At 58.3% G+C, this 21,328-nt stretch carries 18 protein-coding genes and 1 tRNA gene; 11 read left to right on the forward strand and 8 right to left on the reverse strand.

What is annotated here, in order from left to right:
* Positions 1-3: 3 nt before the first annotated feature.
* The 9 genes from H4317_RS12475 to H4317_RS12510 all read left to right on the forward strand — a co-directional run bounded on the left by H4317_RS12475 (position 4) and on the right by H4317_RS12510 (position 10,199).
* Complete coding sequence (locus H4317_RS12475; protein WP_185886926.1) at positions 4-963, forward strand: hypothetical protein; 960 nt, start codon at positions 4-6, stop codon at positions 961-963.
* Between the two features lie 112 nt (positions 964-1,075).
* Positions 1,076-1,399, forward strand: a complete 324-nt coding sequence (locus H4317_RS12480; protein ID WP_185886927.1) for a helix-turn-helix domain-containing protein — start codon at positions 1,076-1,078, stop codon at positions 1,397-1,399.
* 1 nt (position 1,400) lies between these two features.
* Complete coding sequence (locus H4317_RS12485) at positions 1,401-1,760, forward strand: hypothetical protein (protein ID WP_185886928.1); 360 nt, start codon at positions 1,401-1,403, stop codon at positions 1,758-1,760.
* Positions 1,761-1,779: 19 nt separating this feature from the next.
* Positions 1,780-2,763 carry a BT4734/BF3469 family protein gene (locus H4317_RS12490; RefSeq protein WP_185886929.1) on the forward strand — a complete coding sequence of 328 codons (984 nt, stop codon included), beginning with the start codon at positions 1,780-1,782 and terminating at the stop codon, positions 2,761-2,763.
* A gap of 206 nt (positions 2,764-2,969) precedes the next feature.
* Positions 2,970-4,859 (forward strand): DUF3987 domain-containing protein, encoded by a 1,890-nt coding sequence (locus H4317_RS12495; RefSeq protein ID WP_185886930.1) that lies wholly within the window; start codon positions 2,970-2,972, stop codon positions 4,857-4,859.
* Between the two features lie 226 nt (positions 4,860-5,085).
* Positions 5,086-5,970 (forward strand): hypothetical protein, encoded by an 885-nt coding sequence (locus tag H4317_RS12500; RefSeq protein WP_185886931.1) that lies wholly within the window; start codon positions 5,086-5,088, stop codon positions 5,968-5,970.
* Between the two features lie 284 nt (positions 5,971-6,254).
* Positions 6,255-6,395 (forward strand): hypothetical protein, encoded by a 141-nt coding sequence (locus H4317_RS19395; protein ID WP_260625651.1) that lies wholly within the window; start codon positions 6,255-6,257, stop codon positions 6,393-6,395.
* A 96-nt stretch (positions 6,396-6,491) separates the two neighbouring features.
* On the forward strand, positions 6,492-9,722 hold the full coding sequence (locus H4317_RS12505; RefSeq protein WP_260625652.1) for a class I SAM-dependent DNA methyltransferase: 3,231 nt from the start codon (positions 6,492-6,494) through the stop codon (positions 9,720-9,722).
* 36 nt (positions 9,723-9,758) lie between these two features.
* Positions 9,759-10,199 (forward strand): hypothetical protein, encoded by a 441-nt coding sequence (locus tag H4317_RS12510; protein WP_185886932.1) that lies wholly within the window; start codon positions 9,759-9,761, stop codon positions 10,197-10,199.
* Between the two features lie 834 nt (positions 10,200-11,033).
* Here H4317_RS12510 and H4317_RS12515 read toward each other — a convergent pair.
* The 8 genes from H4317_RS12515 to H4317_RS12550 form a co-directional block, all read right to left on the reverse strand.
* On the reverse strand, positions 11,034-11,438 hold the full coding sequence (locus tag H4317_RS12515; protein WP_185886933.1) for a hypothetical protein: 405 nt from the start codon (positions 11,436-11,438) through the stop codon (positions 11,034-11,036).
* A 223-nt stretch (positions 11,439-11,661) separates the two neighbouring features.
* Positions 11,662-11,749, reverse strand: a tRNA-Ser gene (locus tag H4317_RS12520).
* Positions 11,750-11,818: 69 nt separating this feature from the next.
* Positions 11,819-12,871: an asparaginase gene (locus tag H4317_RS12525; RefSeq protein WP_260625653.1), complete on the reverse strand. Its 1,053-nt coding sequence runs from the start codon at positions 12,869-12,871 to the stop codon at positions 11,819-11,821.
* 192 nt (positions 12,872-13,063) lie between these two features.
* Complete coding sequence (locus H4317_RS12530; protein WP_185886934.1) at positions 13,064-13,831, reverse strand: TatD family hydrolase; 768 nt, start codon at positions 13,829-13,831, stop codon at positions 13,064-13,066.
* A gap of 20 nt (positions 13,832-13,851) precedes the next feature.
* Entirely contained in the window at positions 13,852-14,952 is a 1,101-nt protein-coding gene (locus H4317_RS12535) for a glycosyltransferase (protein ID WP_185886935.1), read from the reverse strand.
* Between the two features lie 156 nt (positions 14,953-15,108).
* The gene (locus tag H4317_RS12540; RefSeq protein ID WP_185886936.1) at positions 15,109-15,747 is read right to left on the reverse strand and encodes a polysaccharide deacetylase family protein; all 639 of its coding nucleotides are present in this window, start codon (positions 15,745-15,747) and stop codon (positions 15,109-15,111) included.
* Between the two features lie 93 nt (positions 15,748-15,840).
* The gene (locus tag H4317_RS12545) at positions 15,841-16,971 is read right to left on the reverse strand and encodes a glycosyltransferase family 4 protein (protein ID WP_185886937.1); all 1,131 of its coding nucleotides are present in this window, start codon (positions 16,969-16,971) and stop codon (positions 15,841-15,843) included.
* A 45-nt stretch (positions 16,972-17,016) separates the two neighbouring features.
* Positions 17,017-18,429, reverse strand: coding sequence for an oligosaccharide flippase family protein (locus H4317_RS12550; protein WP_185886938.1), 1,413 nt, complete (start codon positions 18,427-18,429; stop codon positions 17,017-17,019).
* 251 nt (positions 18,430-18,680) lie between these two features.
* Here H4317_RS12550 and H4317_RS12555 point away from each other — a divergent pair, with 251 nt between their 5' ends.
* Together H4317_RS12555 and H4317_RS12560 are read left to right on the forward strand one after the other, a co-directional pair.
* Positions 18,681-19,760, forward strand: a complete 1,080-nt coding sequence (locus H4317_RS12555; protein WP_185886939.1) for a GumC domain-containing protein — start codon at positions 18,681-18,683, stop codon at positions 19,758-19,760.
* 24 nt (positions 19,761-19,784) lie between these two features.
* Positions 19,785-21,266 carry an O-antigen ligase family protein gene (locus H4317_RS12560; protein ID WP_185886940.1) on the forward strand — a complete coding sequence of 494 codons (1,482 nt, stop codon included), beginning with the start codon at positions 19,785-19,787 and terminating at the stop codon, positions 21,264-21,266.
* Positions 21,267-21,328: the final 62 nt, after the last annotated feature.

Here is a 21,328-nt window from a genome sequence, read left to right on the forward strand (position 1 = left end):
GTCATGTCAAAGCAATTTGAAGCAATTCCTAAAAACAATCCTTGCTCTACTAGTATTAGACAAATAGCGCCTGTAAAAAAGGCGTGCATAGTAGACACCTATTCCCCTATTCCCCCTCACTCCTCTATTTTAAGCAAAGACCCTGTACAAGAAATAGAGCGTTGCTTAACAAATTTCAAAGGCTTCGACTTTAACCAAGTAGCTAGTATACTCGGCACTTATGTTTACAACCATATTCAACAGAGGCCGGGCAAAAGCTTTATAGATGAATTTCAGTACAATTCATTCGTTGAGCTGTCTAGAAGCAACATTAAAAAGTCAGATAGCATAGTTTCACCTGCTGTTAATGCTATGCTTCTAACAATAGGGGTAAAGGCCCTTAGAGGAATTCGCTTAACGCAACTGATTGGTATAGCATTTTTCTCGGCATACGAAAATTCAAAAAGTTATGGAGAAATGTTTCTAAATGAAACACTTAATAATGTAAAATCTTATAGACTCGAAAAAAGCTTAACTGATCATGTGATCAATATTTGCAAAGCTTATAGAGATAAATATATATTGTCTATTGCCGATGAAACATATGATATAATTGAAATAGACAAACTTTTAATAGGCGTATTTAAAAAGTCAGATCTGGATAGCTTACTGATACATCTCGAAGTAATTGACAGTGTAAATAAGACAGCCATTAGGTATGCAGGAAAAGCTAGAGGAAAAGTGAGTGGATTCACAGCAGCATATAGAGTATTAGAAGATTTTGGTTTTGCGGAAAGAACTCTGTATCCTGACAAATGGGCAAGTGTATTTAGGGAGTGCTATCAAACCACACTTGTTGCCAAGACTGCCAGATATACAATGAAAGGGCATCACACCCAACGTAGTAAAGCCTTTGAAAAGCAGTTTACCAAGGCTTACGATTGGGTTATTGCATGGAAGGCGAAACAGGCCGGTTTACTGTAGTCTATTGGCACTTATAGTTCTTTGTTTTGAGTGCCCTATAAGGTACCGTTAGGTGGCGTCCCTTTGCATCGATCATCCCAGCCGGATAACACCCCGGCGGGCATGATGTACCATGCAAACCATCCTAACCACTGGAGTATCTTACTCCCAGCTCTTAGATGACCTGAGAGCAATTATCAGACATGAGGTAAGTGCCCACGGGCCGGCCCCAGCGGAAACGTCAGAGGCTGCAGGCCCGGAGCTGCTGACCGTGCGGGACGCGGCTACATTACTCGATGTGTGCCCGGCCACCATTCATGACTGGAAGCGGCGCGGAATGCTCCCGTATCACAAAATCGGTGGCCGCTCTTACCTAAAACGCGCCGACGTGCTGAACGCGCTGCAGGCGCACCAGCGCACTGCCAAGCCAGCCAAGAAAGGGGGGCACCGTGAATAACGTGCTGCTACTTGATGCCCCGCCGGTCCTGCTGCTGGCCGGCGGGCTCCCGTGCCTGGCTTACCCCGTGCGCCGCCGGGATTGGCCCGCCTTACCAGCCGGGGCTGCCGTGGCCCTGCTCACCACTGGGGAGGGGCTGGACTACGGCCCGCGTATTCTGTGGGTAGGTCGGGCCGTAACCAACCTGCTTACCTCCTATCGGGGCGGCGCGCTTGCCTTCGTACCCGCAAACCCCAGTCCTGGCGACGACCCGGTATTTCGGTTTGAGGCAGACGAAATAAAGCGGCTCTATCTGCTGAACCCGGCCACCGATACATTGCCCACCACCGCAACGGGGCCGGCCCGCCGCCGCCGTGGCTAATGGCACCCCTCCGGTGGCCATGGATGCCGCCGCCGTGTGGGCTCTGTTCTCTGACTACTCCCCTACTCTCACGCGCACCGCCGCCGAACTGGAAGCCGCTTTGCACCGCCGCGGCTACGCTGGCCTGCTGGCTGATTGGTTGCCCACCCTCCGGGCCAGTGGCCTCCGGGAACCCCGCCGGGGGGTGTTCGGAGCCCCTGTAAGCATTGATAATAGCAGGGAAATAGCAGGCAATTTTTCCGAAGTATCGGACAATAGCAGGAACAAAGCAGGAACAGCGGCCAATGCTCCGGGGGAAGCTGGAAGCGACGTTGAATCTGCAACTAACCAGCAGCCAGAGCAGCCACATAGCAGGCATGAAGCAGGCACGCTAGCCACACCGGCCATGGTGTCGATTCTGTCGGGCTTGACGGCGGATAACAGTAACAAAGCAGTAATGACTGGCCCGCCGGAGCCGCCTCGATTCAGCTACTTCCGGGGCGGTATCCGCACGGCGGCCCCTTACACAACCATCACCCCGCACCAACTGTGGGAAATGGTACACGGGCCTCAGTTTGCAACGGCTACGAACTGGCTACGAGAAGCCCCGGCCGGTAGTGAGCAGCGGGCCGAACGGAAAAGAGCCCTCGACTATGTGACGCCCGCAGGCACCTTCGCTCCCACCCGTGCCAACGGCAACCTGCAGACCCCTTCCGGCCTGCTGGTGCTGGACTTCGACCACTTGCCCGACGTGGCCGCCGCCCGCGCCGCCCTGTTGTCGGATGCGCTGCTGCAGCCGGGGCTGGTGCTACTGTTTACTAGTCCCGGCGGCGAAGGGCTAAAGGCACTACTGGAAGCCGACCCCGCCGCTTCGCACCTCGACAACTTCCGGGCCCTATCGGGCTATTTGGCGGGATGCTACGGCCCGGAGCTGCAGCCCGACCCCAGCGGTAAAGACGTGGCCCGCGCCTGCTTTGTCTGCCATGATGCCGCTGCCTGGCTAAGCCCACGCTTTGGCGGGTAGGCCGCCGGGCCTTTTGCGCAAAAATGAGCAGAAGTCCCGGCCGGCATTTTACCGATTTCTCGGCACAAATACCCCTAAAAAGGGAGGTTTGAAAACTGGTAGTGTACCGCTATACCAGTTGGCCGGAGGGGGTTTTCATCCAACCGGATAACAACCTCACAAAACCTCACAGAACTATACAAAACTTCACACTTAACGAGCTGGCAATGCCCCTTACCCTAGCCGACCTCCGGGCCGCAACCCCACCGCCCGACCCTACAAAACACGACATTTCTACGCGCGCGGAACCGCCCGCCGACGGGGCCGCCGGGAGTTTTGAGAGCAATACGCGCGGGCACGCGCCCGCGCGCGAGGGCGGCCACCCCACCCCGCCGATGTTGACAAATGTTGACACTTCCGCGCGCGCGTGTACTGGGCACGAAACTCTCGACAGGACACAACCGGACACTCCCTCGCGCGCGGGCGCACCCGCGCGTAATGGTCCGACAATGCCGGGGCCGGCGCTGGATTGGTGCCTGCTGCAGTATGAGCAGCGGCACGGCGGCTTTCCGGCGCGGGGCGGGCGCAATGCTTGGCTTACGGCTCTAGCGTTCTTCTGCAATGAGAAAGGCGTGCCCCAGACCGATCTGGAAGGCCACGCCGCCGGGTACGCCGGCCCCGACTTTACCGCCGACGAAATTGCCCGCACCGTCCGGGGTATTTACCAGCGCGAAGCCGCTCACCACAACAGCAAGCCTTGGGAGCCACCGACGTTTCACCCAGCAATCGGGGCGGAGCAACCCGCCGCCGGCGCGGCCCCGGTTGCCAAGGCCGTACCCCTCAACACGCCCACCATTCCGCCGGAGGTGTACCAACTGCTCCCGGAGTTTCTGCAGCAGTGCTGCCAGCCCTTGCCCACTGCCCGGGAACGGGACGTACTGCTAACCGGCGCACTGGCCGTGCTGTCGGGTTGTTTTCCTACGCTGGAAGGGCAGTACCGGGGGCCGGTTATCGGAGCCAACGTGTATGCCTTCATTGTAGCGCCGGCGGCTTCGGGTAAGGGTGCGCTGAATTGGGCGCGCAAACTAGCCTGGCCGCATCATCTGGCCGTTCGAGAAGCCAGCCAGCGCGAACGGGACGCCTACGAAATGCAGCTGCAGGAGTACGAGCAACAGAAGCGCACCACCAAAACCGGCGCACCCTTGCCACCGAAGCCCGTAGAACCCGCTCGCCGCCGCCTCTTTATTGCAGCCGACAACGGCGCGGCCAACGTGGTAAAGACGCTGGCCGAAAACGAGGAACGCGGGATTATCTGCGAAACGGAAGCCGACGCCCTAACCGGGGCGCTAAAACAGGATTTCGGGGACTATTCCGCCCTATTGCGGAAATGCTCCGAACACGAACCCCACCAATACGACCGTAAAACCGCCGGGACGTACGAGTTGAGCCGGCCGGCGCTGTCGGTAGCAATCGGAGGCACCCCAGAGCAAGTGAACCGGCTAATTCCCAGCGCCGAAGATGGGCTGTTTTCCCGCTTCTGGTTTTATGCCTTCGAAGCTCCCCACGAATGGGACAACCCGTTTGCAGTTGGTGGGCCGAACCTCGACACTTGGTTTGAACGGCTTTCTGTTCGGGTATCGGAAATGATAGCCGCCGCCGCCGCCGGCCGGATACTGGTTGAACTAACCGAAGCCCAGCAAGCGCGCTTCAATGCCGCCTGGCAGCAATGGTTAAGCGAAGGGGTAGCCGACTTTGGGGAGGGTTCTGGAAGTGCCGTAAAACGCCACGCCCGCGCCTGTTTCCGGTTGTGTATGCTGCTGACGCTGCTACGCTGTTTCGACAACGGGGAGGCCCCGGCCGGCCGTACGCTCACCTGCGAAGATGACGACCTAACCGCCGCCCTGCTGATTGCTGATGTGTACCGGTGCCACGCGCTGGCCTTATACGAGCGGCTGCCCCGGCCCGTCGGCTCCGGGTTCCGCCAACCTACCAAGTATGCCGGCAAGGCAGTCAAGGAAGCCCAGGTACTTGCCCTACACACACAAGGGCTAAGCCTGCGAGAGATAGAGGCCCAAACTGGAATTCCGTTTAGCACCGTGCGCCGGTGGGTGGGTTAGTGGTGTGCCAAAAACGGCACACCAGAGTAAGCCCCCTCTGGCCGGTGGGCCTACTGTTTCAACGTGTGCCACGTGCCAAAAATGAAACGGCACACTTCGGCACACCCCGGCACCGCTTTACGTTGCGCCTACCCGAAAATACCTGCCGTTAACCGGACGACGGATAGAAAAGCAAATCTGCTTTCTGCTTAGATGACACGTACGACGCCTTTTAAACCCCAATCCTATGCGAGTAACCATCTTGGAAAAAATCAAAGCTGAAACTCCGTTGGCTCAGCTATTCAACGCCTATATGCGGGGCCTGTCTACACTGGAAATATTCAGCACGCCCCGCGAATCAATGCACGCTTGCCGGGTCGGCTTTGCGCGGGAAGCCAAAGCCCCCGCTAAGCTAAAAAGTACCAGCAAGTACAAATCAACTAGCTTGGCTTACGCCGCCCAACGCTACTACGAACTAACGGTGCTGAGCAATTCGCTGGGGCATCTGTATTGGTGCATTGAGGAAGCCGATAAGGTGCTGCAGGACTTCTTTACCACTCATAACGGCGACCTGTTGGCTTACGCGAAGGATAACCGCCGCCGGAGCTTGAGCGAGTACGGCGGGGGCGACGACGACGACTGGCAGCCCGACCCGGCCGCCCCCGATGGGTGGGCCGTAGCCGATACTAACGAGCCCGCTCGCCTGGCTGACTACACGCTGCATAGTGAGCTGGGGCGCTTCTTTGCTAACGAGGCCGAACACGGGGAATACATTGGTACCAGCGGCCCGATTGATTATGGCTACTTCACAACCCTAGTGGAGAACCAGACCGACTTCTGCGCCCGCAAGATGTTAGCCGCCGGGGGGCTGGGACAGTTGCCTATGTATGCTCCCAACGAGGCGGGCGAAATGGTAGAAATACCCGTTATCGATTTGATAGAGCGGGAAATAAATGAGGACATCAATAACGAGCGGCTAACGGCCTACTTCTGCGGCGTCCTAAATGCTGGCCAGCACCTAGCTACTTGTTACGCTACCATGCCCCGGCATGAGCTAACCGGGTACCGGCTGCTGCGGGAGGTATTGGGCAGTATGCTGGCCGTGAAAGTCGCGGCATATCCACCTTTCTAGTTGGTGTGGGCACCCGTGCAGCCTGTGCCGATCCAGCCGATAATTACGGCCAAATACGGGCCACTTCTGATGTACTGATGGGAGCCGACACCTCAATTAGGGGATGGGGGTTGAAGTCCTTAACAGTAGGCCACATACACCGCTAAACCCAGCCGCAAACACACGCGTGCATAATTCAACCCCAAAAGTCCCCGGCTGCTAAGGCCTGCTCTACGGTGTATTCTCTAAAGATTTCGGCTACCTTACGCCTATCTATCACTTGCTAGCGGCTGGGCTTTTTATCTGTGACTTACCCTGAATTTGAGAAACGCGGCTGGCATCTATCCGGCGGCGCGGAACACTCCAATTATGTCGGCTTCATTACCGACCTGTGCCAGCTGTTAGGCGTGGCCCCACCCGACCCCAAAACTGACGACCCTACTTAGGATGCCTATGTAATTGAGCGTGGGGTAACCTTTTACAACGGGGCCGGCAAAGACACCACTGGCCGAATAGACCTCTACAAGCGGGGCTGCTTTGTGATGGAAACCAAACAGGGCACCACCAAACGCACCACCGAAGTACAAGCCGAACGTGCCCGGCTAGGCCTAAGTAACCCGAAGCTACGAAAGGGCCACGCCGTGCGCGGTACTGCCGCTTGGTTGCAAGTGATGGAATCGGCACGCCAACAGGCCCTTGGTTACGTGCGGGCCCTGCCAGCCTCCGAGCCTCGCCCTCCTTTCGTGATTGTGTCGGATGTGGGTTACTGTTTCGATGTGTATAGCAACTTTGCCGGGGTAGGCGACAACTACGCGCCTTTCCCGGACTCGCAGCAGTTTCGGGTGATGCTGCCGGAGCTGGCCGATGAGAGAATACGCGAGCGGTTCCACCTGCTATTTACCGACCCGCAACAACTCGACCCCGCCCGCCTCGCGGCCAAAGTAACTCGCGAACTGGCCGGACAGCTGGCCAAACTATCGGCCCAGCTGGAGGAAGCCAACCACGGCACCGAAGTAGTGGCCACGTTTCTAATGCGGTGCCTGTTTACCATGTTCGCGGAAGATACCGGGCTGATTCCAAACGACTCGTTTAAGGGCGTGCTGGAGGACTACGACACCGACAAACGCCGGCCCGACCTGCCCCACGCCCTCGAAAGCCTGTGGCAGAGCATGGATAAAGGAGGATTTGCCCCTACGCTGCATACCTCTATCCGACAGTTTAACGGTAAGCTGTTCCACGACGCAACCGCCCTACCCCTGTCGGCCGCTCAGGTAGAACTATTGCGCAAGGCCGCCGCCGCCGATTGGACTACTGTAGAACCGGCCATTTTCGGTACCCTGTTGGAAAGAGCCCTAGACCCCCACGAACGCCACCGGCTAGGGGCCCACTATACCCCGCGCCGCTACGTGGAACGGTTGGTTGTGCCCGCCGTGCTGGAGCCCTTGCGCCGCGAGTGGGCTGCCGCCCAAGCCGCGAGTGCCCAGCTACACGACAACGACAAAGACACCGAGGCGCGGGGCGAGCTGGTGAAGTTCCTACGCCGCCTCACGTCGGTTAAAATCCTTGACCCCGCCTGTGGGTCGGGCAATTTCCTGTACGTGACGCTGGAGCATCTGAAACGGCTGGAGGGAGAGGTACTGGCCGCTATCAATGCCTACGGGCAAACGGGCCTACTCGACCTGGCCGGCGGTACCACCGTTAGCCCGCGCCAGCTGCTAGGACTGGAACTCAACCCACGCGCCGCTGCTATTGCTGACGTGGTGCTGCGAATCGGCTACCTACAATGGCATATCCGTACCCACGGCCTCACCCAGCTAGCCGAGCCGCTGCTCGATGACTACCAGAATATCCGGCATCAGGACGCGGTACTAGCCCATGGCCCAGCCCAACCCCGCCTTGATGCCCAAGGCCAACCTGTGACGAGGTGGGATGGGCGCACCACCCGCCCCAACCCAGCCACCGGCCAGGAGGTGCCCGATGAAAACGCCCGCGTAGCCGTGCTGGACTACCCGAACCCCCGGCCCACGTCGTGGCCCGATGCTGATTTCATTGTCGGCAACCCGCCGTTTATTGGGGCGTCCCGAATGCGCGACCTGTTAGGCGACGGGTACACCGAAGCCCTACGCAAAGCCTACGCGGGCCGGGGCGTGCCCGAATCGGCCGATTTTGTGATGTACTGGTGGCACAAGGCCGCGCTGGCCGTACGCGACGACCACGCCCTGCGGTTCGGCTTCATTACCACCAACAGCATTAAACAGACCTTCAACCGGCAAGTAATGCTCCCCTTCGTAGGTGGCGACAACGCCCCGCTACAGCTCAATTTTGCCATTCCCGACCACCCGTGGGTAACGAGTGAGGACGGGGCCGCCGTGCGGGTAGGTATGACGGTAGCCGACCGCACCCGCCCCGGCCGGGCGTGGGGTCAGCTACTCAAGTTGAAAACTGAAACCCGCCCCGAAGGTGACGACGCGGCCGATGTGACGTTTATTGAAAACCAAGGGCGAATTCTACCTGATTTGAGTATCGGGGCAAACTTAGATAACGCCCGTCCACTTAAAGCCAATGATAAGTTAGCCAACCGAGGCATGCAGCCTATGGGACTAGGATTCATTATTTCGGCCGCTCAAGCGGAGATATTTGGGTTAGGTAGTATAGAAGGAGCAGATAACTATATCCGTCCTTATATGAATGGCAAGGATATAACTGACACCCCGCGAGGAGTTTTTGCTTTAGATTTTTTCGGTTTGTCTGAAAGCCAGGTAAGAAGTGAGTTCCCAGCTGCTTTTCAACATTTACTAGAAAATGTAAAGCCAAGCCGTGAGCAAAACAACCGTGCTTCCTATAAGAAAAACTGGTGGGTGTTTGGAGAGGCCAGAGCTAGTTTTAGGCCTGCTTTACAAGGACTAGAAAGGTATATCATCACTCCGCGTGTAGCAAAGCATAGTTTTTTTCAATTTCTTGAAAAATCTACTCAAGCTGATGACAGACTTGTCATATTAGCTCTAGATGATGCTTACCATCTCGGGATATTGTCAAGTCGCATACATACTATTTGGTCATTAGCGGTTGGTGGAAGATTAGGCATTGGCAATGACCCATCATACGATAAATCCCGCTGTTTCGACCCTTTCCCCTTCCCTGATGCCACGCCCGACCAGCAGGCCCAAATCCGCGAGCTAGCAGAAACGCTAGACGCGCACCGCAAACGCCAGCAGGCAGCCTACCCCGGCCTCACCCTCACTAACCTCTACAACGTGGTCGAAAAGCTACGCGCCGGCCACGCCCTCACCCCCAAAGAGCAAACCACCAAACAGCAGGGCCTCGCCTCAATAGTGCTGGAGCTACACCGCGACCTAGACGCGGCCGTAGCTGCCGCCTACGGTTGGCCCACAGAATTACCCGACGCGGAGCTACTGGCCAACTTGGTAGCCCTCAACCGCGCCCGCGCTGCCGAAGAAAAAGCTGGCACCGTGCGCTACCTGCGCCCCGCCTACCAAGCCCCCGGCCAGCAGCAAACCGGCCTTAACCTTCCCACCCGCGTAGCCACCGAAACCGCCGCCGCCGTGGCCCTGCTACCATGGCCCGCCGAGCTGGCCAAACAGATACAAGCCGTGCGCGACGTGGTAACCCAGGCCCAAGCCCCCCTCACGCCCAAACAGGTAGCCGCCCGGTTCGCCGGGGCCGGCCCCGCCAAAGTGCAGCCGATACTCGATACCCTTGCTACCCTGTCGCTGCTGCGGTGGGTAGAAGCTGAAAACGCCTACGCAGCGTAGTAGTCACATTACAAAATAGATAACCAACCGAAACCGATGGCAATTTTTGGAGCAGGTTCTACCTGGTATGGATCAGATGAAAAGAAAGACTATTTCTTCGAAAAGGGCATTTATGAAATCGGCTGGGATTATCCCGACGCAAAGGATTTGTATGATGCCTTTTCGTTACTCAAAGCAGGTGATATTATCTACCTTAAGTCTAGTAGCCCCGGTTCGCGTGATATAAGAGTTAAAGGCGTTGGAATAGTAACCACTTCATTCCTACACTCGCTATTTTTAGGTTCAAATCCTTCAAAGTTGGATATTGAATCAGAAGAAATTACAGTTCGTATGCAAGTCAAATGGATTATTAAAAATGATTTCTACATTTCAATTCCCATGAGTGAGGGTAAAATGACAAACGTAAGAGCTGCAACATTCTATGAAGAATCGTTGCCGTACGTTCAGAAAGAGATTATAGACAAGCTTTTTCCGTAATACGAAACCGTGTATTTCGCTCTACACATTCGACCTCGTAAAGAGTGCCTCTAAAGCGCTTTTTACGGGGTTTTTCGTTCCCATAGCACCCGGCATATATCGTAACTTACCTAATGATTTCGGCTACCTATGCCGTGTTATACCTGCGATGCCTCGATACCCCAACTACCCCACCACCTGCGAAGGAACTCAACGCCTAGAATTGGCCTACCTGCGTCAGCAAGGATTACTATTGCCTGGCTTGCATAGTAGACGTTGCATTGGAGTAACCGCGGGGAGCGTACAGGTTCCATTGGCCTGGAAGCCTGTATTGAGCCGGACGGAAACAGCTACTTAAGGCTATACTACACGGTAAACAAGGAGCGCCAATACGATTACCGGGTGCAGCTGGAGCAACAGCCCAGCAATCTTCGCGGCGTAATTGGCCACCGATGGTATATGGTATGCCCAACCACTGGCCGCCGTGCCACCGTCCTTTATATGCGGAGCGGCACCGGCGTATTTGCCCACCGTCAGGCATTTCCGCAAAAACGTCTGTACTATGATGCCCAGTTAGAGAACAAACGCTTTCGGGGCATCAGTGCCTACTTTGGTGTTGATAGAGAGTGGGAGGCGCAGTTGCGTAAGGGCCGTAAAACCCACTATAGGGGCCGCCCAACGCGCTGGTTCGCCCGTCTGCTCCGGTTGGATAAACGCGCCGAAACTTTGGGGCCTCAGTTGCTGCTTTTACTGCAGCGCTAACCTTCTTTATCTGTTCCGGCACATGCGCCCGAAACATAAAAAAGCCTCACGCCCCCTCAACCGAGGAACGTGGGGCTTTTCCTCAGGGTGCATTTATTGGCCTAGAATCACGTTCTGTTCTTCGAGTACAGATCGAATAATGTTTATGGTGTACTCACCAATACCCTCTAATTGTCCAAGCTTTTTTGCACCTAGTTTTCCTAGCTGCAGCCATGTGCTAATACTATTCCGCTCTAGATACTCTTTCATGGATTCAAGGGCAGCTTCACTTAACCCTCTTTCCAATAGCAGCATATCTATCCGTTCACTATCAACTACTAAAGCAGCCGAAATAGGCTTTAGAATTGTCCATTTTGCATTGTAAGCCTGGCTAACTAATATTTCTACTAGCGCCGATTTTGACACTTTGTTTTGCTCAGATAACGTGTTCAATAATTCTTCCGTGGCCTGAGGAATCTGAAAACCATTCTCGTTAACCATAAGATGCGGATTTTTCACAATGATACAGTAAAAAGCCCCGCACCTCAGATGAGTATGCGGGGCTTTTACCGTGGCTAGGAGCTGGCAACTACTTATCCAACAGGCAAAGCAAATATAAGTCACTGCCGCAAAAATGCGTTGGCCGCCGGCACTACACGTACCCCAGCAATGTGGCGTGTACCCCTACGCGTACCCCGGGAAAACAAAAACCCCGTTTCTAGTTCAGAAACGGGGTTTTATGCAGAGAGGATGGGATTCGAACCCACGATGAGCTTTAGACCCATACACACTTTCCAGGCGTGCTCCTTCAACCACTCGGACACCTCTCTGGGTGCTGGGAAGTGGCGCAAAATAACACCCGATTTTCGGGATACGCAAGCTCCGGCCCCAACATCGGCTCAGACGATGGTGATTTCGCCGCGTAAGTCGTGGGTGAGCAGGCGGCGGGTTTCGGCAGCAGAGCGCTCCAGCCCCAGCACAAACATGAGCTTGGTGATGGCCGCTTCGCGGGTGATGTCGTCGCCGCCGAGCACGCCCAGGTCGGTGAGGTAGGCGCTGGTTTCGTAGCGGCCCTGCATCACGCGGCCTTCTTCGCACTGGCTGACATTCAGGAGCTGCACGCCCCGGTCGGTAGCTTCGCGCAGGCACTGCAGAAACCATGGCGCCGTGGGCGCATTGCCTGAGCCGTAGGTTTCGATGATGGCACCGCGCAGGTCAGCAGCTTCCAGTTGGGCGCGCACCATCCGCTCCGTGATGCCAGGAAAGAGCGGCAGGATCGTCACCCGGTCGTCGAGGCGCTGGTGGGCGTGCAGGTGAGCGGCGGGCAGCAGCCGAATCTGCTTGTCGTCGAAATCCAGCTCGATACCGGCACGGGCCAGCGGCGGGTAGTTTTCGGAGCGGAAGGCATTATACTGCTGGCTTTCCACCTTCTTGGCCCGGTTGCCCCGGATCAGCACGTCGTTGAAGAAGATGCACACCTCCGGCACGCGCACGGTACGGGCCATCGGATGGCGGGCAGCCGCTATTTCGAGAGCCGTAATGAGGTTGCGGCGGGCATCGGTGCGGATGCGGCCCACGGGCACCTGCGCGCCGGTAAACACCACCGCCTTGCCCAGGTTTTCCAGCAGAAAGCTCAGCGCCGCCGCCGAATAGGCCATGGTATCGGTGCCATGCAGCACCACGAAACCGTCATAGCGGGCGTAGTTTCCCTGGATGAGGGCCGCGATGCGCAGCCAGTCCGCAATGGTGACGTTGCTGGAGTCAATAGGCTGACTGAGGCTCTGCACTTCCACCTGCATGTTCAGCTGACGCAGCTCTGGCATCTTCTTGCGGATCTGCTCGAAGTTCATCGGGACCAGCTCGCCGCGCTTGTTGTAGGCCATACCGACGGTACCGCCGGTATAGATGACGAGGACGGTGGCTTCGGGGAGGTTGTCGGGGTCGGTAGGCAAGGGCGGCAAGGATTGGATGGGGGCGGCAAGTTAGCAAGGCTGAGCGAGGCCAGTACGCAAACCCGTCATCCTGAGCTTGCGAAGGACCTTATCACGACTGAACGGCCACAGTTGCTATATCTCGCTCTATGGTCCTAAGGTCCTTCGCTCTGCTCAAGATGACAGGTTCGTCAGGATGACGGGCTGGGCAGCCTACAGGCTGAATAGCTTTTGTGCGTTTTGGGTGGTGGCTTCCACAACTTCTTCCACGTCTTTACCCAGCAATTCGGCCACGCGGCGAGCAATGAGCGGCAGGTAGGCGGGCTCGTTGCGTTTGCCACGGTACGGCACGGGAGCCAGATACGGGCAGTCCGTTTCGAGCAGCAGATGCTCAAGCGCGAGGCCGGGCAGTACCTTATCGAGGCCACCGTTTTTGAAGGTTGCCACGCCCCCGATGCCGAGCATAAACCCAAGCCGAATGGCCTCTTCGGCTTCGGCGCGGGTACCGGAAAAGCAGTGGTACACGCCGCGCAGCGTGCCGTCTTGGCCGGCTTCTACCAGCTCGGTGGTTTCGCGAAAGGCGTCGCGGGTGTGCAGCACGAGGGGCAGCTGGTGCTTTTTGGCGAGACCAATCTGGACGTGCAACGCCTCCTGCTGCCAGCCCAAAGTGGTTTTGTCCCAGTACAGATCAATGCCGCACTCTCCTACCGCCGCGAAGGGCCGCTTGCTGAGCCAGTCTTCCACCTCGTACAACTCCTTTTCAAAGTTTTTGGTGACGTGGCACGGGTGCAGGCCCATCATGGCGTGGCACTGCTGCGGGAAGCGGGCCTCCGTTTCGAGCATCACATCGATGCTTTCGTGGTCGATGTTGGGCATGACAATGGTGCGCACACCGGCCTCGTAAGCGCGGTTGAGCATGTCGTCGCGGTCCGTCTTAAACTGCTCGGAATAGACGTGGGCGTGGGAGTCGGTGAGGTGCATAGCTAGTTGTCGGTTATGAGTCACTTATATCGTCTCCCCTTCCAGTCGAAGGAAAGCGGCAGCAGGCGAAAAATGGCAAGAGCAGCGGTGAGGGCAGGCGTGTACAGCTCGAACAAAGGCAGCAGCCCCAAAGGCGCGCGGCGGCCGGCGCGGCGGAAGCAAAGGGCTGCCAGCACACCCTGCAACAGCATTTTGGCCAACAACACGGCAGCAGCCGATAGTGGGCCAGCTAACCACCACAGTGCCAGCAGCGCCGGGTAGAAACCGGCATAGTAGAGCAACCCGCCCTGCAGCCACCACGGCAGCGCCTCTACACCACGGGTCCAGCGGCGGCGCTGATGGAGTAAGGCACCCACCGTAGGCATCGGCAACGACTCAGCCAGCACTTCGGGCCGAAACAGGATGCGGTAGCCGAAGCCATGGCGCAGCGTGGCCCGGAACAGCTCAAAATCTTCGGTGACGGAGAATGGCAGCGCCTCGTAGCCGCCAGTGGCCTGGTAGGCGGCGCGGGCCACGAGCATGTTGTTGCCCATGGCCGTAACGGGCCGGCCCAGATCAGAAACTACCTGCACAAGCCCGAGCGAAATCAGCCAGTCGAGCCCCTGGAGCCGGTCGAAGAGGCGCGGGCCCTGCACCAGCGTGAGTCCCGTGACGGTTCCGATGCCGGGCTGGGCGTGCGCCAGCAGCGCCTGGACCCAGGTGCGAGGCACGGCAATATCGGCGTCGGTGATGAGGAAATAGTCAGTAGTAGCGGCGCGGGTAAGGTGGGCCAGCACGTTGGCTTTGCCGCGGGCAGTACCGAGGTTTTCCCGAATGGCCAGGATATGGAAAGCACCTTCAAAACCATGCATAGCCTGGGTAGCAACAGCAGCGGTAGCATCGGTGGAAGCGTCGTCGCCGAGCAGCACTTCGAGCAAATGCGCCGGGTACTCCAGCTGCCGGATGGCGTGCAGGCAGCGGGCAATGGCCGTTTCTTCGTTGCGGGCAGCAATGAGGATACTCACGCGAGGCAGCGGCTGGGGCAACGGGCCGGGCTGACTGCCCCGCCGCAAAGCAAATAGCAGCGTAGAAACGGCCAGAATCAGAAACCAGCCGGCAAGAAAGAGCGTGAGGAACAGCAAGCTGAGGTGGTGAGGTGATAAGGTGGCAAAGTTACTGTCATCCTGAGCTTGCGCAGAACCTTGTCAGGCCAGAACAAGTCATTCGGCAGTAGCTCAAACGTGGCAAGGTCCTTCGCGCTGCTCAGGATGACAGATAGTGTATCTGCCGGTTTCACTTCATAGCACCTCAAACGAGTATCCTTGTTCAGCGCAGGCTTCGAGGTAGCGGGGCAGCACAGCACGCAGATTCTGGCGGGCCTTTTGGCTATCGTGGAACACGACTATGGAGCCGGGGCGGGTGTGCGCCAGAGCAGCGCGCAGGCAGGTCTGGGGCGGATAGGTGGCGTCGTAGTCGTAGGTCAGCACGTCCCACATGATGATGCGGTGGCAGGGATGCAGCGCAGCGGCCTGGGCGCGGGTGAGACGGCCGTAGGGCGGACGCAGCAGCGGGCGGGCCTCGGGCTGCGTCAGCAGCGCATCAAGGGCCTGCTGGCAGCGTTGCACGTCGGCCAGATACTGCGGTAGCGGGGTGCGCCACCCACTTACGTGGTGGAAGGTATGGTTAGCGAGGCGGTGGCCGCCAGCGAGTACCTGCCGGGCAATATCCGGGTGTTTTTCCAGGTTGTCGCCAACGCAAAAGAAGGTAGCGTGTGCACCATATCGAGCCAGCTGCTCCAGCACGAAGGGCGTTTCTTCGGGAATGGGGCCGTCGTCGAAGGTGAGGTAGAGCGGCTTCTGCCCTGCCCGCACCGGCCCGCGCCACTCGGTGTGCGGCAGCCAGCGCTGCATGATTTCGGGGAGGCGGTGAAGACGCATAAGACGGAGCAGAATGGAGCGCTAAAGTACGGCAGGCGGCGCGGAAGGGCTACGACAGGCAGTGGAAACAGCGTCAGCGCATTATGCCGGATGCTATTTTCTGGCTACACTTTCGATGGACTCCCACAACACCTCGGCGCTTTGCTGCCACGAAAAGCGCCGAACATTCAGCAGGCCTCTTTCGATGAGCTGCTGCCGCAGCTCTGGCTCCTGATGCAGCCGGACCAGCGCGTCGGCAATAGCGGCGGGACTGTGCGGATCGGCGAGCAGGGCCGCGCCGCCGGCTACTTCGGGCATGGAGCTGCAGTTGGAGGTGAGCACCGGCGAGGCACAGGCCTGGGCCTCAATAATGGGAATGCCGAAGCCTTCGAAAAACGGCACGTAGGCCGTGGCTAAGGCGGCGGCATACAGCTGCACTAGCTCATCGTCCGTAACGCGGCCGGTCAGATGCACGTCCTGGCGGAACTGCATCTGCTGGTACACGTCGAACATCGGGCCGGCCTGCCAGGCGGTACGCCCCACAATAAGCAGCTTGGTGGGCGCTCCGGTGCGCTGCTTGAACTCGTCGAAGGCGCGGAGCAGGTTGGGCAGGTTCTTACGCGGCTGCAGCGCCCCCACGAATAGGAAGTACGGCTTACCGGCGGCGTACCGCTCACGCGTAGCCTGTTGCTGAGCGTCCGGCAGCGGCCGAAAATGCTCGTCGGCAGCGTTATAAGCAATGCTGATGCGGGCGGCAGGAATACCATAGGTCTGCACCAGATCCTGCCGCGTAGCCTCCGACACCGCCACCAGCCGCTGAGTGGCGCGGGCAAAGCGCGGTGTAAAAAACCGGTAGTAGCGCTGCACCAGCCCGCCGGTATGCTCCCGGAAGTGCTCGAAGGCAAGGTCGTGGAAAACCGTGACGCGCGGTACACTGGTAGCCAGCGTGGTGTAGCCATCGGGGCTGAGGAACACGGCCGGTTTGTGCTGGCGCAACCATAGCGCAACGGCGCCTTCAAACCAAGCCAGCCATAGCAGCGGATGCCGGGCCGGTGGGGCCAGCACATGCGGCACTACATTCGGGCCAAACAGGTAGCGGGCATCGTAGGCGCGGTCGAAGAGAAAATGGAACGTGTGCTCCGGATGGGCCGCCACAAGGCACTTCAGCGTTTCGTAGGTGAAGCGCCCGATGCCTTCGAGCTGGTCGCCGGGAAGCAGGAAGCGGACGTTGACGGCTATGTGCAAAGAGTCAGGAGTGAGAGGTGAAGGCGGAGCAAAGGTACTGGCCACTCATTTCTGTTCTTCTCTACCTCTCTTTTCCAGTAGCAGGCGCAGCTCGGACAGGCGCAGGATGCCGGTAAGAAACAGGATGACGACGAAAGCCAGACCCGCCAGAACCGACTCGGGCAGCCAGTGCAGCCGCAAGCCGGTTTGCAGCCCGAACCACACGGCGCAAAGCAGCCCGAAGGCCAAGCCCAGCCGCGCCAGCCAGTTCCAGGGCACCGCAATGCCGGTACGGCGCTGCACCAGCCACAAGTACCCCACCGACACAAATACGGCGCACACCAGCGTGTTGATGGCCCCGGCCACAGCCCCCAGTTTCGGGAGCAGCACTAGGTTTAGGCCCACGTTCAGAGCAATACTGGCCGCCACCAGCCAGCTGACGGGCCGCTCGTGGTTGGTGCTGGTGAGCAGGGTGCTGTAGATGGCAAAGAAGGCATGCACCAGCACGCTGACAAACAGAATCTTGAGGCAAAGCGCCATACGGCTCACTTCCAGTGGGGTGCTGTGCCCAAACTGCCAGAACAGAATTTCGCCCCGGAACAGCACAAACGCGCAGATCAGCAGCATGGGCACCGTCACGACGCGCTGCCCAAACCAGAGTAGGTCGCGCTGCTCGGCGGGGCGGGCAGTGGCATGGGCAAACTTGGCAAAAAACAGCGGCAGCACCGTCCAGAGGTACATCATCATGGTGTCGCACCAGCGGTAGGCGGCGGCGTAGTAGCTGGCTTCCTGCGCCGATACCAGCCGCTCCAGCATGAGCATATCAATCCGCTCATTCAGGCCATACACCAGCGTAATGAAAGCCAGTGGCAAGCTGGCTTTGAGCACCGTGCGGGCATGGTCCCAGCGCAGCCGAAACTTCACCCGGCCATACAGGCGCGTCACGAGGCCGTAGAGCACGATAAAGGTGAAGCCAATGGCCACCGACCGGGCACCTACATAATTGTTGAGCGTGATGCCAATGGGGACCAGGGCCAGCACCAGCCCCAGCAGCAGAAACTTCTCCAGAACCGACAGCAGCGCATCGGTATTGAAGCGCTGGTGGGCCTGCAGCACGCCCCGCAGAAACAGCGTGTACTGGGCCAGCAGCAGCCCGCCGCCTGTGAGGGCAAGCAGCGTGAGCGTATGCCCGCGGTAGCCCAGCAACCACCCAATGCTCACCGTAGCCACCAGAAACAGCGCCGAAAGCCCGCCCTTCAGCGGCAGCAGCGTGGGGAAATACTCGGTCAGAAACTCTGGAGTGGCGGCCACGCGCTTGGTGGTGAGCTGCGTGGTGCCCAGATCCGACACTGATGCCACGATGGTGGCCAGCGTGAAGAGGGCTGTGAACGTGCCAAACGCTTCGTGCCCCAGCCGGTCTTGCACCAGATTCTCGACCACCACCCAGCCTGGCTTTACCAGCAGGTTGAGCAGCACCACGAAGCTAATATTTCCGAAAAAGCGTTTGATACGGTTGTCAGCTAAAGGATTGGGCGGGCCAAATTACACGGATAGAATGAGGAATGAAGCATAAGCAGGCCGGAAGACCCGCCAGACAAATGCCTGGCCTGGCCCAATTGCGCATTCTTTGTTCTGCATTCCCTAATCTTGCCCGATTGCAGTAGCTTTGCTCCACTGCGCTGCATCCGGTAGGCCGGCTGCAACACGTTTGGTAGTCTTTTCTGTCCCGTATGTCATCCCGCTCCTATTCGCTGCTGGGCCTGTGGCCTGTTATCAATCGTTGGAAATATCTGGTAATAGGGGCCTTGGCGCTGGCGCTGGTCGTAAGCGCAGTAGTAGCGCTGCTGATGCCCAATATCTATAAGTCGACCACGGTTTTCTACCCCACCGACCCCCAGACCACGGACCCTGACCGGATTGTGACTGAGGGCGGCAAGCTGGAACTGGGCGGCCGCACCGAAGACCTGGACCGGGTTATTACCATTGGTCAGTCGCAGCCGGTAGCCGAGGGCATTATCCGGCGGTTTCGCCTGCATGAGCACTACAAAGTGGGCAAGGCCGGCGATGATGCAGCCGATAACGCGGCACTCAACGAGTTTTCCAGCAACCTCGACATCGTGCACAACGACCGGGACGCCATCGAGCTGACTTTCCGGGACAAGGACAAAGTGCTGGCCGCGCGCATTGCCAATGCCATGGTGCAAAGCATCGACTCCGTGAACCAGCAGCTTACGTTTGCCAACCGAGGCAAGGTACTGGAGCTGTATGCGCAGCGCCGCAACTTCCTCCAGCGTGAATACCAGAGCACTTCCGACAGCCTGCTGGCAGGCCGCCGCCGCTACGGCATCTACGGGCTGGCCCTGGAATCCCGGTATCTGGCCAAGGAAATCATTGAAACGGAAAGCGCCCTGCGCCGCGCCGAGGGCGAAGGCAACAGCAGCAAGGCCGCCGGGCTGCGCCGCGCCCTGCGCGCCCTCACCAAAACGGAAGGCGGCAACATCTTCAACCTGGAAAGCTACACCACCGGCATCGACCGGATGAATACACTCTACGCCCGCTTCGCCGACCTGCAGAACCGTCTCATCAAGGCCCGCAGCGACTATGAAACGGCCCGCTTGGGTATCAGCGGCAAGATTTCCAACATTTATGTAGTGCAGGAAGCTTACCCCGCTACCCGCAAGGCGGCACCGGTGCGCTGGTTCATCGTCATGTCGTCGGTGCTGATTACGTTCGCGCTGTCGGTCATCTTCATCACGCTGCTGGAGCTATACCGGGGCAACCTGAGCATGGGTAAGCCTGCGGCTCGCTAACCTCTGGTTCTTCTGCGTTCTGCCATGAGCTTTCTTGCCCGCCTGCGCCCCCAGAACCCCGACCAGCGCTTGTTTGTGGCGTTTGTGGGCCTGCTGCTGGTAAGCGGCACGGCGGCCCTCCTACTGCGGACGCAGCTGTGGTTGGCGCTACCGGTGGCCGTGCTAGGCGCGGTGGTGCTACTGGTAGACTGGCGCTGGGTGTACTATCTGCTGCTGGGCATGCTGGCCTTTTCAATTGAGATGCCGCTGCCCGGCGGGCTGAGCATGGACGTGCCCTCGGAACCACTGATGCTGGTGCTGCTGGGGTGCTTTGGAGTGAGTGTGCTGCTGGGCAACAGCGGCGTTTCGGCGCGCGTCTGGCGCCATCCGCTGGTGATATTTATTGGTCTGGCGCTACTGTGGTCAGTAGTATCGACGGCGTTTTCGGTGAGTACGCTCAAATCGGTGAAGTATCTGCTGGCCAAAACCTGGTACATCGTGCCCTTTGTGTTCGTGACGCTGGCCGTAGTGCGCAAGCCCTCCGATGTGTGGCGAATGATGGCCTTTTTCGCGGTCGGAGTCAGTGTTACGGTGCTGTACACCATGGCACGGCATGGCGGTAAAGGCTTCGGCTTCAACTCTATTAACTGGGCTATTCAGCCGTTCTATCACAACCACGTGCTGTACGCCGCTACAGCTGCGCTGCTCGTGCCTTTTGCCTTGTATGCAGCCCGCGACGCCTCCTCAAAAGCAGCCCGGTGGCTGTGGTATCTGGTGCTGTTTATTGCCGTGAGCGGCGTAATGCTTTCCTACACCCGCGCCTCGGTACTTTCCCTGGTGGTGGCGGCGCTCTACTACGGTATTGTGCGGCTGCGGCTCACGCGCCTCACGCTGATGGCCGCCAGCCTCGCCGCTCTGGTTACAACAGCCTATTTCGTGCGCGAAAACACCTACATGCTCTACGCGCCGGAGTTTGAGAAAACAGTATTCAACAAAGGAAACTTCGAGAAGCACCTGGAAGCTACCTACAAGCTGCAGGATGTGTCGGGTATGGAGCGGGTGTACCGTTGGGTAGCCGCCGCCCACATGATAGCCGACAAGCCGCTGGTTGGCAGCGGCCCCGCGACATTCTACCCGGAGTACAAGCGCTACACGGTAAGGAGTTTCCGCACCTACGTGAGCGACAACGTAGAGAAATCCACGACCCACAACTACTTCCTGCTGCAGTTGGCCGAGCAAGGTGTGCCGGGCTTTTTGCTGTTCGTGGCACTGATTTTTACGGCGCTGCTGCTCGTGGAGCGGCTTTACCACAATGCCCGCACCGCCAGCCACCGGCGCATTGCCATTGCGGCCGGCCTCTCGCTGGTCATTACCATCTTCCACCTGCTGCTCAACGAGTTGGTTGAGGTAGATAAGATTGGCTCCATCTACTACGTTTCGCTGGCCCTGCTCATTCGAGTGCAGCTCTGGCAGCAGGATGCGGCTAATACGGAACAGGAGGCCGCGGCACCCCCGCTTCTACCCTAATAACTCTGCTGCAACACCGGCCGAAAACCGGCGTGCGGTCTGTTCTTCATCAATCAGCGGAT

Source organism: Hymenobacter sediminicola (genome assembly GCF_014250515.1).
Classification (GTDB): Bacteria; Bacteroidota; Bacteroidia; order Cytophagales; family Hymenobacteraceae; genus Hymenobacter; species Hymenobacter sediminicola.